Origin of the sequence: Streptomyces camelliae (assembly GCF_027625935.1) — a bacterium.
Taxonomy (GTDB): Bacteria; Actinomycetota; Actinomycetes; order Streptomycetales; family Streptomycetaceae; genus Streptomyces; species Streptomyces camelliae.
This window is the reverse complement of sequence record NZ_CP115300.1, coordinates 8,803,537-8,824,459: the sequence shown is the minus strand read 5'-3', so window position 1 is coordinate 8,824,459 and position 20,923 is coordinate 8,803,537. Positions and strand designations below refer to the sequence as shown.

Below are 20,923 nucleotides of genomic sequence, written 5' to 3'. Positions count from 1 at the left end.
GACAGAGGGCGACAACAGGGGGCTCTATGCAGGTCGGGGTGAGGACACCGCCCTGAAGGGGCGCGGGGCTGTGTCTGATGTGCGGCTACCGCCGCGTGGGCGCGACCAGCCACAACGCACCCGCAGACAACAGACGGCAGCTCAGTCCTTCACCGCACCGGCGGTGACGCCGGCCGCAACGTACCGCTGAGTAAGAACAAGAATCACCGCGGCCGGCAGCGAGGCCACGACGGCGGTGGCCATGATGGCATTCCACTGCTGGTTGTTGTTGCCGATGTAGTGGTAGATGCCGAGGGTGATCGGTTCATGGGCGCCGCCGTTGACCAGCGTGCTGGCGAAGACGAAGTCGGACCAGGACCACAGGAACGCGAACAGGGACACCGTGACGACGGCGTTGCGGCTCATCGGCAGCACCACGGACCAGAAGGTGCGCAGGGCCCTTGCCCCGTCCACCTGCGCGGCCTGGAGCAGTTCGCTGGGGATGCCGGACATGAACGCCGTGAAGATCAGCACCGCGAACGGGACGGCCAGGGTGGAGTCGGCGACGATCAGGCCGGGAACGGACTGCAGCAGCCCGAGTTGCAGGTAGATGGCGTAGAAGCCCATCGCCATGATGATGCCGGGAATCATCTGCGCGGCCAGCAGCACGAAGCTGAGGATGCCGCCGCCGCGCGGGCGCAGTTTGGCCAGCGCGTAGCCGGCGGGGGCGGACAGCAGCACGGTCAGCAGGACGGTGCCCAGACCGATGACGAGGCTGGTGCCGAGGTAGGGCAACTGCTCGTCGAGGACGGTGCGGTAACCGGCCAGGGTGCCGTGCAGCGGCAGCAGGTCCGGTGGGCTCTTGCGCATGTCCTGGTCGCGGGTGAGGGACACGTTGAGCATCCAGTAGACCGGGAAGAGCATGATCGCGGTCAGTACGACGCCGATCGTGGTCTTCACCCACGTACGCCTGCGTATGCGGCTCATGACAGGGCCTGCTTTCGCTGCACCCGGACGTAGACCAGGCCGAAGACGAGCGCGGCGACCACGAGCAGGTTGCCGACGGCCGCTCCCGGACCGAAGGCCGGCAGGAGGTTGCCGAAGCCGAGTTGGTAGGACCAGGTGGCGAAGGTGGTGGAGGAGTCGGCCGGGCCGCCCTTGGTCATGATCCAGATGATGTCGAAGACCTTGAGCGTGTAGACCAGCCCCAGCAGCAGGGTGATCGCGGACACCGGGCGCAGCAGTGGGAAGGTGATGTTCCAGAACCGCCGCCAGGCACCCGCCCCGTCCAGCGCTGCGGCCTCGTACAGGCCGGCCGGGATGGACTGCAGACCGCTGTAGAGCACGACCAGGTTGAACGGGACGCCGATCCAGATGTTCGCGATGATCACCGAGGTCAGTGACCAGGACGGCGAGGTCAGCCAGTTGACCGGCCCGATGCCGACGGCGTGCAGGGCGGCGTTGACGATGCCGGATTCGCTGTTGAGCATCCACGACCAGGTGGAGGCCGAGACGATCAGCGGCAGCAGCCAGGGCACCAGGAACAGGGCGCGCAGGGTGGCCGACAGCCGGAAGTGCTGGTTGAAGAAGACGGCGAGGGCGAGCCCGATGGCGTACTGGAAGGCGAGGCACACGGCGGTGAACACCGTGGTGTGAAGCAGGGCCGGGGCGAACGTCGGGTCGTCGAGGACGGTGCGGTAGTTCTTCAGGCCCGTGAAGGGCGCGTCGCCCTGGACGAAGGACCGGACGGTGTAGTTCCGCAGGCTCAGGTCGATGTTGCGATACAGCGGATAGGCGTAGAAGAGCGCGAGGTAGAGGGTCACCGGGGTGAGGAATCCCCAGGCGGCCCACTGTGTGGAGGCGGGCCGGCGGCGCTGTTCGCCGCGGGCTGGGGGCGGGGCGGCGGCCGCCCCGTTCCGGGCGGGCGCGGAACGGTGATCCGGCGGATGTGTCGTCTGTTTCATCGGGCCCACGTCACTTGACCGCGGCCTGCGCCGAAGTGAGCGCATCCTTGGGCGACTTGGATCCGCTGAGTGCGGACTGAACGGCCTTCCACAGCTGCTCGGAGATCGTGGGGTACTTGGTGCCCAGGTCGTCACTGGTGCGGCCCTTGGCCGTCCTGACCGCGGCCACCCACGGCTTCAGCCCGGAGTCCGCGGCCACCTGCCGGTCCTGGACCTCGCTGGTGGGGGCCACGTAGGACAGGGTGGTGTCCGTGGTGTAGAGGTTGTCGGTGCTGGTCAGACAGGTCACGAGCTTCTGGGAGGTGGTGTAGCGCCCGGTGTCCTTCTGGACCGGGACGGTGACGAACTCGCCGCCGGTCGGGGCCGCCGCGGTGCCGCCGTCGGTGCCGGGGATGGGCAGCACCCCGTAGTCGAGGCCGGCCTTCTTGGCGCCCGCGAGCTGCCAGGTGCCGTTCTCGCTGAACGCGTAGTCGCCACTGGCGAACTCCTGCCAGCTGGTGGTCTGGGTGTTGTTGAGCACCGAGTTGGGGGCGTAGCCGTTCTTCAACCAGCCCTGCCAGAGGGAGAGGGCGGACACGGCCTGGGGGGAGTCGAGTTCGGTCAGCTTGGCTCCCGAACCCCAGAACCAGGGCAGGAACTGGAAGCTGCCCTCCTCGGTGCCGATCGCCGAGAACGTGATGCCCTTCTTGCCCGCCTTCTTGACCTTCTCCAGCGCCGCTGTCAGCGACGTCCAGTCCTTGACCGTGGCGATGTCCACCCCGGCCTCCTTCAGCACCTTCTTGTTGTAGTAGAGAGCGAGGGTGTTGGCGCCGATGGGCGTGCCGTAGGTCTTGCCGCCCGACTGGCCGGCCGCGAGCAGGTTGGGGTCGGTCTTCGAGGTGTCCAGCTTGTTGTCCTCGGTGGTGGTGAGCACGCCCGCCTCGGCGAGGGTCGACACCACCGGGTTGTCGACGATGAGGACGTCCGGGGCGTTGCCCTGCTGCGCCGCCAGCAGCGTCTTGTTGCCCAGGTCGCTGGTGTCGAAGGCGGTCCGCTTGATCGTGACTCCCGCCTTGGTGCCGCACTGGTCCAGCAGCTTGGCCCACGCCGAGCCCTTGTCGAACTGCGGGTACGGGTCCCAGACGGTGTACGTACCGCTGCCGGCGCCCGCGGTGCCGCTGCTGCCCGAGCCGGAGGAGCAGGCGGTGGCGCCGACGGCCACGGCCAGGGCGGTCAGGGCCGCCGCGGTCAGACGGAGGTGTCTGGAGGAGCTGTTCATCGCGGGTTCCTTTGTTTTTGGCATGCGGGTGCCGAGGACACGGGGTGGTGGGGCGGAAAGGGCACGCCGAACAGCGCCGGTGAGCGAACGGGGTGATCGGCGGGTGACGTAGGTGTGAGGCAGGTTGCTCGTGCGGTGCGGTCAGGACGCCGTAGCGGGCCCGGTGCTGGCCCGCAGGGAGATGGGGGGTGCCAGGAGGTGGTGCCGGGGCGGGGCGTCGGGATGGTCGAGCCGCTCCACGAGGAGTTCGACGGCGCGCCGGCCCATCTCCGCCGCCGGTACGTCCGCCGCCGTGAGCTGGGGGGTCACCGTCTCCGCCCAGCGGCCGGCCACGACCCCGGTGACGGAGAAGTCGCGCGGCACATGGCGGCCCGCCTGGGCGAGCCCTCGGTAGAGTCCGCCCAGCGCGGCCTCGTTCAGCGTGACCAGGGCCGTGGTGGCCGGGTCGTCGTGCAGGATCTGCTCCAGGCAGGCCTCGCCGGACGCGGCATCGTCCCCGCAGCAGTACGTCCGCACCGTCAGCCCGCGCTCGGCCGCGGCCTTCGTGAAGCCGTCCAGGCCCCGGTGCGCGGACTCGTACCCCGCCCGCAGCAGCTGTTCGGGACGGTTGACGAAGGCGACCCGGCGGTGGCCGAGATCCGCCAGGTGATGGACGCACGCCGCCGCCAGCGCGGTGTGGTCCAGGCCCACCCACCAGCCGTTCTCCGGACGGGCGGTACGGCCGATGGCGACGGCGGGGAAGTCCAGCGCGGCCAGGTGATCGACCCGGTCGTCGGCCAGCCTGATCTCCATCAGGATGGCACCGTCGACCCGCCGCTCCCCCAGCAGCCGCTGGAACGAGCGGTCGCTGTCCACGCCGCTCGGGGACAGCAGCACGTCGTAGTCGTAGGCCGCGGCGGCCTCCACCACGCTGCCGATGAAGTCGAGCTGCATCCCGGTGTAGTGATTGCCGGCGGGCGGGAACACCAGGCCGATCGTGCTGGTCCGGCCGTTGGCCAGGGCGCGTGCGCTGGCGTTGGGGCGGTAGCCCAGCTCGTCGATGACCTGCTGGATCTTCCGGCGGGTGTCGTCCGAGACCGGGCGCTTGCCGCTCAGCGCGTAGGACACGGTGCTGCGCGAGACACCGGCCCGCCGGGCGATCTCACCGATGTTCACGGTGACTCCTTGCTCGAACCGGTTCGACACTTCGGAAGGGGTGGCCGCCGGTCGTGTGGGTGTGGGAGGGGATGAGAAGCGAAGGTAGGAACTGCCCGGGCGCCTGTCAACACCCGCTGGTAGAAGACTTTTTGCCCGGAGGGGAGATCGCGAGAACCTCGCGCCGAAGGGATTGCTCGTCGGAGTGCCCGGTGCTAGTTTCGCGAACCGGTTCGATGCAGTGATCCTTCGACGCCCGTGTTCCTCCCCCATCCCGGCCACGCCTTCCGTACTCAAGGAGCGAGGACCCCATCCATGGCATCCGCTGACAGATCCGCCCGGCGCCGGGCCCCGGCCGCAGTGGCGCTGGCTCTCGGTGCGGGCCTGCTGGCCGCACCGGCCGCCCCCGCGCAGGCGGCCGAGATGCCCCGACCCGCCGCCCACTACACCTTCGACCAGGACGACCTGACCTCCGGCACCATCAGCGACAGTTCCGGCAACGGCCTGACGGCGACACTGGTGAACGGCTCCACCGCCCGGTCCGTCGAGGGCGCGGACGGCGGCAGGGCGCTCGCCCTGCCCGGCGGGGCGTCCGCCTCGGACGGCGCATACGTCCGGCTGCCCCGCGAAGTGCTGGGCGACGCAAGCGACTTGACGGTCTCGGCCCGCGTGAAGTGGAGCGGTGACACATCACCCTGGCAGCGGATCTTCGATCTGGGCACCGACACCACCAAGTACCTCTTCACCACCCCGTCCAACGGAGACGGGGTGCTGCGCACCGCCGTGACCACCGGCGGAGGGGGCGCGGAGGCTCAGGTCTCCGGGTACGCGCCGCTCCCCGCCGACGCCTGGCGGACCGTCACCATCACCCTCGACACGGCCGCCCGCCGGGTCACCACGTATCTCGACGGCGTGGCGGTCTCCTCCGCCGAGACGTCCGTCAGGGCCAAGGACCTGCTGGACGACGCGGCCACGGCCGGCGGCTACATCGGCAGGTCCTTCTACCAGGACCCGCTGCTCAAGGGCGCGATCGACGACTTCACGGTGTGGCACGCGGCGCTCAGCCCCGAGCAGGTGGCCGGTACGGTCGGCGCCGTGCCCACGCTGCGGCAGCTCTCGCAGACGTCGTTCGAGGCCCGTACGACGACGGGGACCGCCCCGTCCCTCCCGGCGGCCGTCCGCTCCTCCTTCTCCGACGGCTACGACCGTGACACGCCGATCGCCTGGGACGCCGTACCCCCCGAGAAGTACGCCCGGCCGGGAACCTTCACCGTGGCCGGAACCGCGGCCGGGCGCGCGGTGCAGGCGACCGTCACCGTGGTCCGCGAGGGCGAACTGACCGTCGACCTCGGCTCGGACACCGGCGCGTTCCACGGCGGCGCCTCCGGCACCCTGTACGGGGTGTACGGACCGGGCGTCCCCACCAACAACCTCATCGAGGGCATGGGCCTGCGCACGGTCTCCACCAAGGCCCAGGACGGCCCGCAGCACCCCGGTGCCGACGCGCTGGAGGTGGTGAAGCCGCTGGCCGACTCCACCGACGGCGACGTGTACATCTACATGACCGACATCCACCGGGGCTTCCCGTACGAGTGGCCGGGCGGCACGCCGCAGGAGAAGCTCAGGCTCTACGAGGAGAAGGTCGCCAAGCAGGTCGACCAGGTACTCCAACTACCCGCGCGATACCGGAAAAACATCATCTTCGTGCCGTTCAACGAGCCCGAGGGCAACATGTTCGGCACCGGCGAGTGGAGCTACGACAAGGTCAGCTGGCTCACCGACCCCCACGACTACTTCGCGGCCTGGGACGAGGTCTACAAGCTCATCAAGGGTAGGATGCCCGGCGCCCGCATCGCCGGGCCCAACACCAGTGTCCTGTACGACCAGGTGAAGGGCTTCCTCTCCCACACCCTGACCGCCGGCACCCTCCCGGACGTCATCACCTGGCACGAACTGAGCCACCCGGAGGCGGTGCGCCAGAGCGTCGCCAAGTACCGGGCATGGGAGAAGGAGTTGTTCAAGGGCACCGACAAGGAGGGCACCCAACTCCCCGTCAACATCAACGAGTACGCCTTCAACTACCACACCTCCGTCCCCGGCCAGATGATCCAGTGGGTGTCCGCGATCGAGGAGTCCAAGGTGGACGCCGACATCGCGTACTGGAACATCGACGGCAACCTCTCCGACTCCGCGGTGCAGTCGAACCGCGGCAACGGCCAGTGGTGGCTGCTGCATTCGTACGCCTCGATGAGCGGCCACACCGTGAAGGTGAACCCGCCGTTCCCCGGCGAGAACTACACCATGCAGGGCGTCGCCAGCCTGGACGAGGACAAGCGGCAGGCCCGGCTGCTCTTCGGCGGCTCCACCGGCCGAGGCCACATCACCTTCGCGGGCGTTCCCAGGAAGCTCTTCGGCGACCGTGTGCACGCCTGGGTGAAGGAGATCGAGTGGACCGGTCAGATCGGCGACAGCTCGGGCCCGAAGCTGCTCACGGAGACGAACCTGAAGGTCGGCGAGGACGGCACGGTGAGCGTCGACTTCGGCGACGGCGCGCTGCCGAAGCTGAAGGAGTCCTCGGCGTACGAGATCGTCCTCAGCCCGGCCGGACAGGCCAAGGGCACACAGGCCCCGCCGGTGCGCTGGCAGGCGTCGTACGAGGCGGAGGACGCCGCCCACACCGGGTCCGGCTACTCGAAGAACGGCCCGGAGGGCTCGACGCGCGACGTGTCGAAGTTCTACACCTCCGGCGGTTACGACGTGGGCGGCCTGCGCACCGGCTCGGACGTCACCCTCGACTTCACCGTGGACGTGCCCGAGGACGGCACCTACGACCTGAGCGTCTTCGCCAACTCCCTCAACACCTACGACAAGGTCAAGGAGCAGGGCCCCACCAACGTCTTCCTGAGGGTGGACGGCAGGACGGACAGCGAGCAGGAGCTGTATCTGCCGCTCGGCTACAAGTGGGTGGTCTGGGACCACACCGACACCGAGGTCCGCCTCACCAAGGGCACACACACCCTCACGCTGGCCGCCAAGAGCCTCGACGGCAAGCGTGCCACCCAGGGCGACGCCATCGTCGACCGCCTCACCCTGTCCTTGCCGGACGCGTCGGCGGCCACCCAGGTCTACGAGGGCGAACTGGCCTGGCTGGGCGGCGGGGCACGACCCGTCTACGACCTGCCGAAACACATCGGAACCCCCGCGACCGGCTCGGGCGCGGCAAGGCTCCCGAAGAGGGGGACCGCCACGTTCTGGGTCTACTCCCCCGCCGACCGCGAGGCCACCCTCAGGGTCGACACCCTGGGCACCGCGGACGCCCGGCTCTCCGTCAACGGACACGACGTACTGCACGTCACTCACGGCCGGCACGCGGTGGCGGTCTCGCTCTCCGGCGGCATCAACAAGGTGACCTTGACCGGCGGTTCGTCCACCACCCTCGTCGACCGTCTCACGGTCACACCCACCGAGGGCACGCTCACCACGCGGACGTACGAGGCGCAGGACGCCGAACTCACGGGCTCGGCCACCCTCACCCCGCTGTCCCTGGCCACCGACGGCACGGCGATCACCGGCATCGGCGGCAACCCCGGCAACGACAACACCGCGACCTTCACCGTCGCCGCGGACCGCACCGGCCTGTACGCGCTGCGCATCCGCTACTCCAACCCCGAGCAGTCCCAGGCCACCCACTACAACCCCGACCCGCTCGCCCGGCACGCCGACATCAGCGTCAACGGCGGCGAGACGCAGCGCGTCAGCTTCCCGCACACCTTCCACCAGAACGACTTCTGGGAACTGACCGTCCCGGTCCAGCTGAAGAAGGGCCAGAACACGATCGCCTTCCGCTCCGAGGAACTGCCGAACTTCGACGGCACCACGTACGCCTCGGACACCTTCCCCGGGATACTTCTCCGCTCCCGCTACGCTCCGCTGATCGACCGGATCACCGTGGCGCCGTATGCGCGGGAGGTGGGATGAGGTGAGGCCGGCGCGGCTCCCTTTCCACGAGAGCAGGGAAGGTCCGCGCCGGCCGCCCCTTGAGCCGTCGGACGGTGCCGGTCACGCGGTCCCGGCGTCGGCAACGGCACGGCCGGCACCCACCGCAGAGGCGCGTGCCCGTCCTGCTCGCGCCGCGCGAGCCGGGTCTCGTCGGCGCCGCCCTCCGCTAGGGTCGGTTCGTATGCGCTACTACGACCTCGGCAGCCACGGCCGGCGCGTGACGACGTCGTCCGCCGAGGCACAGACATGGTTCGACCGCGGGCTGAACTGGACGTACGCCTTCAACCACGAAGAAGCCGTCCGCTGTTTCGAGGCCGCCGTCGCGGCGGATCCCGGCTGCGCCATGGCCGAGTGGGGCCTGGCCCACGCGCTCGGTCCCAACTACAACAAGCCCTGGGAGTTCTTCGACGAGCAGGACCTGGGGCGGACGGTGGAGCGTGCGCACGCCGCCGTGCAGCGGGCCCAGGCGAAGGCCGCCGGCGCCACCCCGGTCGAACAGGCCCTCATCGGCGCGTTGCGGGCCCGCTACCCCCGGGCCCAGGCACCGGGCGCCGAGGACTGTTCCGTGTGGAACGTCGCCTACGCCGACAGCATGCGGGCCGTGCATCGCACGGCCCCCGACGACCTCGACGTGGCGAGCCTGTACGCCGACGCCCTGATGAACCTCACGCCCTGGCGGCTGTGGGACATCCGCACGGGCGGGCCGGCCGCGGGCTCGCGCACCGCCGAGGCCAAGGCGGTCCTTGAGCGGGCCATCGCCACGGAGGCGGGCACCCGGCACCCGGGCCTGCTCCACATGTACATCCACCTGATGGAGATGTCCCCGACGCCCGAGGCGGCCCTGCCGGCGGGCGACCGGCTGCGCGGGCTGGTGCCGGACGCCGGCCATCTCCAGCACATGCCGTCACACCTGGAGGTGCTGTGCGGCGACTACCGCCGTGTCGTCTCCGACAACACCGAGGCGATCGCGGCCGACGAGAAGTTCCGCACCAGGGCCGGGGCGATGAACTTCTACACGCTGTACCGGTGTCACAACTACCACTTCAAGATCTACGGCGCGATGTTCCTCGGCCGCTTCCAGGACGCGATCGACACGGCGGACCGGCTCGAAGCGGCCGTACCCGAGGAACTGCTGCGTGTGGACAGCCCGCCCATGGCGGACTGGCTGGAGGGCTTCCTCGCGATGCGGGTGCACGTGCTCATCCGCTTCGGCCGCTGGGACGACATCCTGAGGCTCGCGATGCCGGCCGACGCGCGGCTGTACTGCGTGACCACGGCGATGCTGCGGTACGCGCGCGGGGTCGCTCTGTCGGCCCTGGGCCGGATCGAGGAGGCCGTCACCGAACGTGCGCTCTTCCGCGAAGCGGTCGCCCGAGTCCCCGAATCCCGGACGTTGTTCAACAACACCTGTGCGGACATCCTCGCGATCGCCTCGCACATGCTGGACGGCGAGCTGGAGTACCGGAAGGGGCAACACGAAACGGCGTTCGCGGCACTGCGCCGGTCGATCGAGCTGGACGACAGCCTTCCGTACGACGAGCCGTGGGGGTGGATGCAGCCCACCCGGCACGCATACGGCGCACTGCTCCTCGAACAGGGGCTGGTCGCGGAGGCCGAGGCCGTCTACCGCGCCGACCTCGGGCTCGACGACACCCTGCCCCGCCCGCTGCAGCATCCGGGCAACGTCTGGGCCCTGCACGGCCTCCACGAGTGCCTCGTGCGGCTCGGCAAGGAGGGAGAGGCACAGATCGTGGCCCAGCAGCTGAAGATCGCTTCAGCGATGGCGGACGTACCGATCGAGGCGTCCTGCTTCTGCCGTCTGGACACCGATGCGGGTGCCCCGGCCCGGCACGGGTGTTGTGCCGGAGAGCAATAGCCTTCGAGGCCGGTCTCATGGGAGAAGGCCGCGCAGGGCCGTGCCGATGGTGGCGATGCCTTCGTCGATCTCGTGGACAGGGCCTGCCGCGTAGCCGAGGACCAGGCCTGGCGGCCCGGGGTTGATCCGGTGCCAGGACAGTGGGTGCGCCTTGACGCCCCGGGCGAGCGCGGCCGCGGCCAGGTCGGTGTCGCGGAAGCCGCCGCCGCGGGCACCTCCCCGCGCCTCGCCGAAGGTGACCATCAGGTGCAGGCCGGCGGCGGCCCCGTGGACGCGGGCGCCGGGCAGGTGCTTCTCGACCGCTCGCAGCATCGCGTCCCGGCGTCTGCGGTGGCGCAGCCGGACATGGCGCAGGTGCCGTTCCAGCTCACCCGAGTCCATCAGGCGAGCGAGGACGAGCTGGGTGAGGATGCCGTTGCCGAGGTCGGCGTAGCGTTTGGCCGTCACGAGGGCGTCCAGCCGGTCCGCCGGTACCAGGAGCCAGCCCACCCGGAGCGCGGGCGCGAGCAGTTTGGAGACGCTGCCGGCGTAGCAGACACCGTCGGGCAGCAGCGAGCGCAGCGCCGGCACCGGCGGGCGGTCGTAGCGGTGCTCGGCGTCGTAGTCGTCCTCGATCACGACCCCGCCGTCGGCCGCCCAGCTCAGCAGTTCGCGGCGGCGTTCCCCGTCGAGGACGACCCCGGTGGGGAACTGGTGTGCCGGGGTCAGCACCACCGCCCGGGCGCCTCCGGCACGCAGCGCCGCGACGTCCAGGCCGCCCGCGTCCACGGGGACGGGCACGATCTCGTGGCCGCTGTACTCCAGTTGCTGGCGCGCCCCGAGCGAGCCGGGGTCCTCGACGGCGATGCGCCGGATCCCGTCCGCCCGCAGGAGCTGCCCGAGCAGGCCCAGGGCCTGGGCCACACCCGCGACCACCACCACCTCGTCCGGGTCGGCGCGGATGCCGCGGTTGCGGGCCAGCCAGCCGACCACGGCCCGGCGGAGGGCGGGGGCACCCCGGGGGTCCCCGTAGCCGAAGTCGGCAGGGGTGACGGCCCCGAGGACGGCGCGTTCGGCGCGCAGCCATTCGGCGCGGGGGAACGCGGCGAGGTCGGGGACGCCCGGGGAGAGATCGATGCGGCAGGGCAGGGCGCGCAGCGCGTCGACGACACCCTCGCGGTCGACGTTGCCGAAGAATGCGGGGCCGGCCCCGGCCTCCTTGGGCGCAGAGCCGGCTGCGGGCCCGGGTTCCGCCGCGTCGCGGGCGCGTTCGCGGGGCGCGGCGGGGGCCGCCACGACCACCGTGCCGAGCCGGCCGCGACCAGCGATCTGACCGGACTCGGCGAGCCGCCGGTAGGCCTCGGTGACCACGCCCCGGGTGACGCGCAGTTCCTCGGCGAGCACGCGGCTGGCGGGCAGCCGCGCTCCGACCGGCAGCCGGCCGTCGGCGATGGCCGACCGCAGCCTGTCGGCGAGCCAGGCGGTGCGCCCGCCGGGCGGCGCCTGACCGATGTCCAGCTGGAGGAAGTCCGAACCGACGGCCGCTCCTGAGGCCCGCGTGCGGTCCGCCGAGCTGTCCGCCGCCGTCGCCGGGCGTCGTTTTTTGGACCCCTGGGCCGAGGGCATGGTGGACCTGTCCATGGCGTCCATTGTGACGGCAGCGTAGGCGGTATGGACACACCTTCCGCATCGTTCGCCCGGCTCGTGCCGGGCATGGCCGGGATGACGCTGGTCGGCAGCAGCGTCACCGTCTCGCGCACGCTCGTCGACGCCCCGCTGTTCACCGGTCAGGCGATCCGGTACGCGGCCGCGACCGCGATCCTGCTGGTCATGGCCCGGCTCACCGGTGCCCGCCTGATGTGGCCACGCGGCCTGGAGTGGCTGTGGCTGGCCGGGATCGCGGTCACCGGTCTGGTGCTGTTCAACGTGGCCGTGGTCCGCGGTGTCGCGCACGCGGAGCCCGCGGTGGTCGCCGTCGCGGTGGCATGCGTACCGGTGGTGCTCGGGGTGGTGGGGCCGGTGCTGGAGCGGCGCAGGCCGGGCAGGCAGGTCCTGCTGGCCGCACCTGTCGTCATGGCCGGCGCGGTACTGGTGGAGGGCACGGGCCGCACCGATGCCGTCGGGGTGGCCTGGGCGGTGCTGGCCCTGGGCTGCGAGGCCGGGTTCACCCTGCTCGCGGTGCCGGTGCTGCGCCGGCATGCGCCGTGGGGCGTGTCCGTGCACGCGACGTGGCTGGCCGCCGTGCTGCTGGCCGTTCTCGGCGTGACGTCGGACGGGCCCTCGGCCGCACGCGAGTTGACCGGTGCTCAATGGGCGGCCCTCGGTTACCTGGCGTTGATGGTGACGGCGGTCGCCTTCGTCCTGTGGTACTCGACGGTCCGCGCCGTCGGGGCCGGGCGAGCCGGGCTGCTCACCGGCATCGCACCGCTCGCCGCGGCGGTCGTCGGCGCCGTCTCGGGCAGCGGCGCGCCCAGGCCGTCGGTGTGGCTGGGCATCGCCGTCCTGGTCCTCGGCCTGGTCGTCGGCCTGCGCCGGCGCCCTCTTCCCGCGAAGGAGGCCCCGGCCATGGACCGCCCGGCCACAGCCACGACTGCTCCCCCACCCCTGTAGCGACTCCGGGACCAGCCCTTCGAACGCCGGCCGGTGCCCCGGCCGAACGGGCCCTGAGCCTGCCAGACGTCCTGCCACAGCATGTGGTACGGCAGCCGGTCGGGATGCAGGTCCATGTGCGACAGCCCTGCGCGCCGTCGCGTCGGCCTCTTGGTCCGGTGGCGGAGACCTACCCGGTGATGGTTCCGTAGCCGCCGTTGTCCAGCCCGGTCTGGCTCTGCGACGACCACAGCCGTCCGCTGGTGCCGAGCGAGGTGACGTCGGCGATCACCAGGGAGTCGACGTCGTCCCGGGGCAGATCGCCTGCCTGGGCGATGTCGTACGCGTAGGCGTGCTGCGCAGTGCCCGCGGCGGCCACGAGGGGTGCGGTGGCGGACGACCAGGGGGACATGAGGGGCGTGGCGCCCGCGCCGACGCCGAGTGCCGTGCCGCCGAGCTTGCCGTCGGCGTCGCCGTCCAGGACGTTGCCGCTGTTCCAGACCTGCTGATGGGCCATCTGGTAGTAGGCGTTGGACGCCGTGCCGGTGACGGGTCCCGCGATGAAGGCGTTGTCGGCCACGTCGTGCCGGAAGGTCCCGCCGGAGTTCCCGGCCGTGTAGCCGCCCTGGTAGTCGTAGACGACGTTGCCGATGAACTGGGTGTCGGCCTTGGCCAGCGGGTTGCGGTTGTGCGCGTTGGCGAAGACGTCGTGGTACCAGGTGAACGGTCCGCCCTCGGTGTGCGCGGCGAACCGCTGCCCGATCGGGTCGGCGATGATCGAGTTCTGCACGGTGATGTTCTTCGCGCCCACGGCGTCGATGTCGTCCCACTTGGCGAACTCCACCGACACATGGTCGAAGATCATCTCGCTGGCGTCGGCGAGCGCGACGCTCGCCTTGCCGTTCGCCGGGTCGAGTGTGCCCTCCCGGAATCTGACGTACCGCACGATGTCGTTCGAGGAGTTGGAGAACGACACCTCCCTGCCGCGCAGGCCGATGCCCTGGCCGGGCGCGGTGTCGCCCTCGATGGTGATGTCGTCGGCCACGGACACCGCGGAATTCAGTGTGATGTAGCCGCCCACGTCGAACACGACGGTACGGTGCGGCGCGCTCACCGCGTCCCGGAACGAACCGCTGCCGGAATCGCTGAGGTTGGTCACGTGGTACGTGGTCCCGCCCGCTCCCCCGGTGGCCGACGCGCCGTAGCCCACCGCGCCGTCGAACGCCACCGCCGCCCGGGCGGCCGGGGCGGGGCCGGCCGGATCCGCCCAGGAACCGGGCGCGAGCACGGCGACAGCGGCCGCGCCCAGGGCGGCGGCCGCGGCGATGACGGTACGGCGTGTGGTGCGGCGTCTGCGTGAAGTCATGTCTGCCTCCGACTCGTTGATGCCGTGCAGTTGCCGGCCGCCCCGCAATGGTTGCCGCCGATTGACGCGCGTGACGGGCGTTGCTACGTTGCCCCGCTGACGGTAAGCGCTTTCCACATCGTCCTCTGCGCTCCCCCGGATTCCAACCCCCATGAAAGGAACCGGAATTGGCCATCAGCAGACGATCCGTGCTCGCGGCCTCCGCCGCTCTCGTCCCCCTCGGCGGCGCGGGCGCGGCCGTCCTCACGGCCGCGGCGCCCGCCCAGGCCGCGGGCTTCGGCTACACCAGCGGCGGCGGCTATTACACCGTGAACACCGGCGCCGGTCTGAGCTTCAAGATCAGCCAGAGCAACGGCGACATGACCTCGCTGAACTACAACGGCACCGAACTCCAGCCCCCCGGCACCAAGGGCTCCCACGTCGAGTCGGGTCTCGGCAGCACGGCGACCGTCACCGCCACGCAGACCGGCAACCACATCATCGTCACCGAGTCGGTCACCAACTGGTACGGCAGCGGCACCCTGATCCACTACTTCGTCGTCGTCAGCGGCCAGAACACGATCTACATGGCCACCTATGTGGACTCCGCGGGCGGCGGCGAGCTGCGCTGGATCCAGTACCTGAACCGCTCCGTCCTCAGCGGCATCAACACCCCGTCCGACATCAGCGGCGGCACAGCCATCGAGTCCTCGGACATCTACCTGGTCGGCAGCCAGACCCGCTCGAAGTACTACTCCAACCGCCGGGCCCTGGAACTGACCCCGCGCGGCGTCACGGGCAACGGCATCGGCGTCCACATGGTGTACGGCAACCGGGAGAGCAGCGCCGGCGGCCCGTTCTTCCGTGACATCGAGCAGCAGGGCACGAACTCGTCGATCGAGCTCTACAACTACCTGTTCTCCGCCCACAATCAGACGGAGAGCCAGCGACTCGGCGTCCTGTACGGGCCGTACGCGCTGATGGTCGGCGGCACGAGCACGCCCAACGCACCCGACATGAGCTTCCTGTACGGGCTCGGCCTGCGCGGCGCGGTGACGGACTCCGGGCGCGGCTATGTGAGCGGCAAGGCGTCCGGGGTGGCGAGCGGCTCCACCGCCCTGGTCGGTTTCGCGAGCGCCACGGCGCAGTACTGGTGCACGCCCGACCCGTCGACGGGCAACTTCAGCAGCCCGATGATGAAGCCGGGGACGTACACCCAGACGCTGTACCAGGACGAACTCGCCGTCGCCACGCGCACCGTGACGGTGAGCGCGGGCACCGCCACCACCGGGCAGAACATCACCTCCGCCTGGACGACCCCGACCGCCCTCTTCCGGATCGGCGAGTGGAACGGCACACCGACGTCGTTCAAGAACGGCTCCCGGCTGACGTCCATGCACCCGTCCGACGCCCGGATGAGCAGCTGGGGCCCGACGACCTACACGGTGGGCAGCAGCACCGCCGCCGACTTCCCGGCGTACCAGTGGAAGGACGTCAACAACCCCACCAAGGTGGTCTTCACCCTCACCTCCGCCCAGATCGCCGCCCGCACGGTCCGCATCGGCATCACCGCCGCCTACGCCGGCGGCCGTCCCCAGATCACCGTGAACGACTGGACCTCCGCCGCGCCCGGCGCCTCCGGCCAGCCGAGCTCCCGCAGCCTGACCATCGGCACCTACCGCGGCAACAACACCGTGTTCACCTACTCCGTCCCGGCGAGCGCCTTCGTCGCCGGCACCAACACGCTGACCATCAACGTCATCAGCGGTTCGAGCGGCAGCTCCTATCTGAGCCCGGGCATGAGTTACGACTGCGTGGAGCTGTACTGATCCCGGCGCTCACCCTCGCCAGGCGCAACGGCGTTCGGGGCGGCCGGCGGCGCCGCAGCGCAGGAAGACGTCCGCGGTGCCGGTGGGAACACGACCAAGGGCGACGCGACCGGCAAAGCCGGCTGGCCGAGTTGGGCGGCGTACGACGGTGCCGGCTAGCCGGACCTCGGGATGCGGTACGACTGGGCCTCCACCGTGCCGGGCAGTCCGACGGCCGGCTGGGGCGGCTGGGTGGCCGCCTGGGGCATCGGCTGCTGCGCCGGGGGTGCGGGGACGTTCCGGAAGGACACGCCCGGCGGCTCCGGTACCGCCGTCAGCCGCCGGGCGACCACTGCCCTGCCGTTGCCCGAGAGCCGGTTGCCGGTCCTGTCGGCCGCGCTCAGGACGAGGTCCGTGCCGTTGAGGGTGGCCGAGTTGTCCCGTACGACATTGCCGGTGGCGGGGTAGCCCTGCACGTCGCTGATGACGATCCCGGCGGCCCGGTTGCCGGAGACCAGGTTCTGCTGGAACAGGTTGTCGCGTCCGCCGCCGGTGCCGATCCCGATGCCGAAGCCGACGTCTGCCTGGTCCGGGCTGTCGGCGTCGTTGTTGTCGGTGAAGGCGTCGCCGGCGACGACCGCGCCGTGCTGGGGGCCCAGGGTCCCCACGTCGCTGGAGTTGACGGTCAGTCCGATCCGGTTGCGGGATGCCCGGTTGCCCAGCAGCCACAGCTGTTCGGAGGCATTGGTGACCTCGATGCCGACCGCGTTGTGCTCGGTGACGTTGTCCCGCACCACCGTCCAGCAGGGCTGGCACTGACCGACGTAGATGCCGGAGTCGGCCTGTCCGGAGGCGTAGGAGTGGTCGATGACGCCGGCCTGGGCGTCGGAGACGTAGATGCCGTGCAACGCGTTGTTGTGCGCGGTCACGTAGGACGCGCGGAAGCCCTGCAAGGGTGGGAACTTCTCGGTGTCCAGGGAGTCGTTGGCGGAGCCGCCCGCGCGGCCGGCCTGGAGGCGGGCATCGGTGACGCCGGTGAACAGCACGCCGTCGGCGAGGTGGTTGCGCACGGTCAGGTTCTCCACGACCGAGCCGGCACCGGTGACGATGACGCCGTTCGGGCGGCGGAACTCGCCGTCCACGACGACGCCCGAGCGGTCCGTACCGCGCAGCACGACACGGGGCTTGGCGATGGTGACGCTCTCCCGGTACACGCCCGGCGAGACCAGGACGAGGCCGCCCGGACGCACCCGGTCCATCGCCTTCTGCAGGGAGCGGGTGTCCTGCGGCACCCGCACCACGGCCCCTTCCCCGGCCCCTGCCCGGGCCGCACCGCCGGTCGCGCCGCCGGCCGGGCCGGCTGCCGGCCCTGCTGCCGACTGCCGCCCACTGCACCCGGCCGCCCCGGCGAGGCCCAGCAGCAGCACCATGGCCGGCCACACCACGCGGCGCGCCATGCCTCGTTGGATGAGATTCGATCGCATGACACGCAGATGTATCGTCCCTTTCGTGCCAATGAGGAGGTTTACGAATTTCGACACGCCAGCTGATGCGGAGCCGCGCGGCGAGCCGGGTGGCGAACCGGGCGCGCTCTCCCGTCGGACGGTGGTCCGGTCGGCCGGAGCCGCCGCACTCGGCGCCGGTGTGTCCGGGTGCGGCGGGGCGCCGGAGGGCCGGGCTGCCTCCACGAGGGGCCTGCCGCGGTACGGCCCGGACGGGTCCGCGGTGGCCCGACGGGCGCAGGAAGCCGCCCGCGTCCGGCCCTTCGCGGGCGACCGCCAGGCCGGGGTGAGCACACCGCAGCAGCGCCACGTCCTCCTCCTCGCGTACGACCTCGACGAACCCCGGCCGGCCGCGCTGCGCACCACCCTCGGCCGTTTCACCAGCGCGCTGCCCGGCCTCGTGGAGGAGGCCCGGCGGGCGGCTCTCACCGTGACGGTCGCCGTCGGACCGGGTCTGCTCCGCACCGCCCCCGTCCCGCACCTCCCGATCTTTGCCGGGGACCGGTTGGACCCCGCCGGCTGCGGTGGCGACCTCCTCGTCCAGTTCTGCGCGGCCGACCCCGCCACCGTCGCGGGTGCGGCGGGCGAGCTCACCCGCCGCACCGCCGGAGGCGTCCGCTGGCGCCAGCCGGGCTTCCTGCCGCCCACCCCGCCCGGGCAGACCCCGCGCAACGTCCTCGGCTTCAAGGACGGCACCGCCAACCCGGCTCCCGAGGAGTGCGAACGCTGGGTGTGGGACTCCCGGGGCGGCACCTACCTCGTGGTGCGCCGCGTCCATGTCGACGTGGCAGACTTCGCCGCGCTCCCCCTGTCCCGCCAGGAAGAGGTCATCGGGCGGCACCGGGCCGACGGCGCGCCACTCGGCGGCAGCCGTGAGCACGACCAGCCGGACATGTTCGCCAAGACCCCGCAGGGCCGCTACGTCATCCCGCCCCACGCCCACATCAGGGCGGCCGCGCCGCACCTCGACGGCGGTGCCCGCATGCTGCGGCGCGGCTACTCCTACGACAACGGAGCCGACGACCGCGGCCTGCTTTTCCTCGCTTACATGCGCGACCCCGCTCTCTTCGTCCGGGTCCAGCAACGGCTCGCCGAGCGTGACGAGTTGAGCCGTTTCATCGAGCACCGGGGTTCGGCGGTGGGGTACGTACTGCCGGGGGCGGCCGGTCGTCCACTGGGGGCGGGGCTCGTGTGACCGGGGCGGGAGGACAGCGCACCGGCCGGGCCGAGCCGGCCCGTGCGGGTCCGTGCGGGTCCGTGCGGGTCCGGGGTGCGCCTCATCAGGGCCGTTCGACCCCTGCCGTCCGGGGACGGCAGGGTGGAGGCTGGTGGATGGGGATCGATGTCGTCGAAGGGCGTGGGATCGGTGATCACACGAGTGCGGATGCCGCACCGGCATCTGACGCCGCCCGCCCGGTCCGGGCCGCCGCGCGAACCGCCCACCCCTCCGTCCCGGCCGCCGCAGCCGCTCGGCGGGCGGTGGATGTTCTGGTGGGTCCTGATGACGCTGGTCATGGTCCTGCTGCTCTCGCGCGCGCGGTCCGGAACGCACGCCACCGCGCTCTCGTACAGCGACTTCGTCGGCAAGGTGGGCGCCAGCCAGGTGCAGATGGTCGACATCAGCGACAAGGGCGCGGTCAGCGGCACCCTGAAGAACGGCACGAAGTTCACCACCCAGATCCCCACCGCGCTGGGCACCGGCGCCCAGCTCCAGCAGCAGCTGACCTCGCACCATGTGCGGATCACCGCCCGGCAGAGCGGCAGCGGCGGCTCGCCATGGCTGTCCGTGCTCGTCGCGTTCCTGCCGTTCCTGCTGCTGGCCGGCTTCCTCGTGTGGATGGGACGCCGCGCCGCGGGGTCGGTGACCGGCGGGCTGAGCGCCATCGGGCGCTCACGCGCGAAGATCATCGAGGCGGAGCGGCCCACCACCGGCTTCGACGACATCGCCGGGTACGACGGGGTCAAGCAGGAGATCAGCGAGGTCGTCGACTTCCTGCGCAATCCCGCCCGGTACACCGCCGCCGGGGCCAAGGGCCCCCGTGGCGTGATCATGGTGGGGCCGCCCGGGACCGGCAAGACGCTCTTCGCGCGGGCGGTCGCCGGCGAGGCGGACGTGCCGTTCCTGTCGGTGACCGGCTCCGCGTTCGTGGAGATGTTCGTCGGGGTCGGCGCCTCCCGGGTGCGCGACCTGTTCGGCGAAGCGCGCAAACGCGCTCCGTCGATCGTGTTCATCGACGAGATCGACGCGCTCGGTTCGCGTCGCGGCGGCGGGACCCGGCTGGGCGGCAACGACGAGCGCGAGCAGACCCTGAACCAGCTGCTGTCCGAGATGGACGGCTTCGACCAGTCCAGCGGCATCGTCGTCCTCGCCGCCACCAACCGTCCCGAGAGCCTCGACCCGGCCCTGCTGCGTCCCGGGCGGTTCGACCGGCAGGTCACCGTGCCGCTGCCCAACCAGGCCGAGCGGGCATCGATCCTCGCCGTTCACACCCGGGACAAGACCCTGGCCCCGGAGGTCGATCTGGACGCGGTGGCGCGTGCCACCCCGGGGTTCTCCGGCGCGGATCTCGCCAACCTGGTCAACGAGGGCGCCATCAACGCCGTACGGAACGACCGCACCCGGATCGAACCGCACGACCTGGACGCCGCCCGCGATCGTGTGCTGCTGGGACGCCGGGAGTCCTCCAACGCGCTGCTGCCCGAGGAGCGCCGCTCGGTCGCGGTCCACGAGTCGGGTCACGCCCTGGTCGCGGCACTGTGCGAGCACGCCGACCCGGTGGCCAAGGTGACCATCCTGCCCGCCGGCGTCACCCTGGGAGTCACCGAGCAACTCCCGGAAGCAGAACGTCACTTGTACAGCGAGAGTTATCTGACCGACCTTCTGGCGGTGCGCCTGGGCGGGCGGGCGGCCGAACTCGTGGCCTTCGGCGAGGGATCGACGGGAGCCGCCAACGACCTGGCCGGAGCCACCCAGATCGCCACTCGCATGGTCCGCGAGTTCGGCCTCTCCTCGGCACTCGGCCCGATCGGCTACGCCTCGGCCCATCCGCACTTCCTCGGTGAGACGGCCGACGAGCCGGGCCGGCCGCCGTACTCGGAGCAGACCCAGCGCATCGTCGACGAGGAGGTCGCTCGTCTGCTCCGCCAGGCCGAGGAACGCGCGACCGCGCTGCTGCGCGACCACCGGACCGCCCTGGACGACCTGGCCGGACAACTGGTCGCCCACGAGACCGTCGACGGCTCCGTCGTCCTCGACGTCCTGTGCCGGGAACGTGACCGGGCTGACGGGGCAGGTGATGCCCTCGCCGTCGACGCCTCGCCGAGCCCTGATCGCCGCGAGCCGGGCACACACGACCCGCCGCGGTGATCGCCGGCATCATCGGTGAGCCACGGCGCCTCGGGCCAGGTGCCCGCCGTTCGCCGACAGCGCGGCAGGCTCGGGCAGCCACCGCAGGCATCCGCGAGCCGTGATGCGCGATTGCGACCTTGT

Annotated in this window: 13 protein-coding genes; 6 read left to right on the top strand and 7 right to left on the bottom strand. The window is 71.2% G+C overall.

Translation table 11 applies throughout. The features are described from left to right. Positions 1–141: 141 nt before the first annotated feature. From O1G22_RS40600 to O1G22_RS40585, 4 genes are all read right to left on the bottom strand, one after another. Positions 142–966, bottom strand: coding sequence for a carbohydrate ABC transporter permease (locus O1G22_RS40600; RefSeq protein WP_270085894.1), 825 nt, complete (start codon positions 964–966; stop codon positions 142–144). Beyond that, the gene (locus O1G22_RS40595; protein WP_270085893.1) at positions 963–1,943 is read right to left on the bottom strand and encodes a carbohydrate ABC transporter permease; all 981 of its coding nucleotides are present in this window, start codon (positions 1,941–1,943) and stop codon (positions 963–965) included. Before O1G22_RS40595 ends, O1G22_RS40600 begins: the two co-directional genes overlap by 4 nt. A gap of 10 nt (positions 1,944–1,953) precedes the next feature. Beyond that, positions 1,954–3,201 carry a sugar ABC transporter substrate-binding protein gene (locus O1G22_RS40590; protein ID WP_270085892.1) on the bottom strand — a complete coding sequence of 416 codons (1,248 nt, stop codon included), beginning with the start codon at positions 3,199–3,201 and terminating at the stop codon, positions 1,954–1,956. A 141-nt stretch (positions 3,202–3,342) separates the two neighbouring features. Further along, entirely contained in the window at positions 3,343–4,356 is a 1,014-nt protein-coding gene (locus O1G22_RS40585) for a LacI family DNA-binding transcriptional regulator (protein WP_270085891.1), read from the bottom strand. Between the two features lie 294 nt (positions 4,357–4,650). Here O1G22_RS40585 and O1G22_RS40580 point away from each other — a divergent pair, with 294 nt between their 5' ends. Together O1G22_RS40580 and O1G22_RS40575 are read left to right on the top strand one after the other, a co-directional pair. Continuing rightward, positions 4,651–8,313, top strand: coding sequence for a LamG-like jellyroll fold domain-containing protein (locus O1G22_RS40580; RefSeq protein WP_270085890.1), 3,663 nt, complete (start codon positions 4,651–4,653; stop codon positions 8,311–8,313). A 202-nt stretch (positions 8,314–8,515) separates the two neighbouring features. Then, positions 8,516–10,210, top strand: coding sequence for a tetratricopeptide repeat protein (locus O1G22_RS40575; RefSeq protein ID WP_270085889.1), 1,695 nt, complete (start codon positions 8,516–8,518; stop codon positions 10,208–10,210). A gap of 15 nt (positions 10,211–10,225) precedes the next feature. On the opposite strand, the gene pdxR is transcribed toward O1G22_RS40575, so the two are convergent. Beyond that, entirely contained in the window at positions 10,226–11,839 is a 1,614-nt protein-coding gene (pdxR, locus tag O1G22_RS40570; protein ID WP_270085888.1) for a MocR-like pyridoxine biosynthesis transcription factor PdxR, read from the bottom strand. 21 nt (positions 11,840–11,860) lie between these two features. On the opposite strand from pdxR, the gene O1G22_RS40565 reads away from it, so the two are divergent. After that, a complete protein-coding gene (locus O1G22_RS40565) occupies positions 11,861–12,799 on the top strand; it encodes a DMT family transporter (RefSeq protein ID WP_270085887.1) in 939 nt (312 codons plus the stop codon). Positions 12,800–12,968: 169 nt separating this feature from the next. Here O1G22_RS40565 and O1G22_RS40560 read toward each other — a convergent pair whose 3' ends face one another. Further along, on the bottom strand, positions 12,969–14,144 hold the full coding sequence (locus O1G22_RS40560) for a hypothetical protein (RefSeq protein ID WP_270085886.1): 1,176 nt from the start codon (positions 14,142–14,144) through the stop codon (positions 12,969–12,971). A 167-nt stretch (positions 14,145–14,311) separates the two neighbouring features. On the opposite strand from O1G22_RS40560, the gene O1G22_RS40555 reads away from it, so the two are divergent. After that, on the top strand, positions 14,312–15,952 hold the full coding sequence (locus tag O1G22_RS40555; protein WP_270085885.1) for a rhamnogalacturonan lyase B N-terminal domain-containing protein: 1,641 nt from the start codon (positions 14,312–14,314) through the stop codon (positions 15,950–15,952). Positions 15,953–16,107: 155 nt separating this feature from the next. Here O1G22_RS40555 and O1G22_RS40550 read toward each other — a convergent pair whose 3' ends face one another. Then, positions 16,108–17,415, bottom strand: a complete 1,308-nt coding sequence (locus O1G22_RS40550; protein WP_270085884.1) for a right-handed parallel beta-helix repeat-containing protein — start codon at positions 17,413–17,415, stop codon at positions 16,108–16,110. 121 nt (positions 17,416–17,536) lie between these two features. On the opposite strand from O1G22_RS40550, the gene O1G22_RS40545 reads away from it, so the two are divergent. Next, positions 17,537–18,628, top strand: a complete 1,092-nt coding sequence (locus tag O1G22_RS40545; RefSeq protein WP_270085883.1) for a Dyp-type peroxidase — start codon at positions 17,537–17,539, stop codon at positions 18,626–18,628. 171 nt (positions 18,629–18,799) lie between these two features. Next, complete coding sequence (ftsH, locus tag O1G22_RS40540; protein ID WP_270085882.1) at positions 18,800–20,800, top strand: ATP-dependent zinc metalloprotease FtsH; 2,001 nt, start codon at positions 18,800–18,802, stop codon at positions 20,798–20,800. The last annotated feature ends 123 nt before the right edge of the window (positions 20,801–20,923 follow it).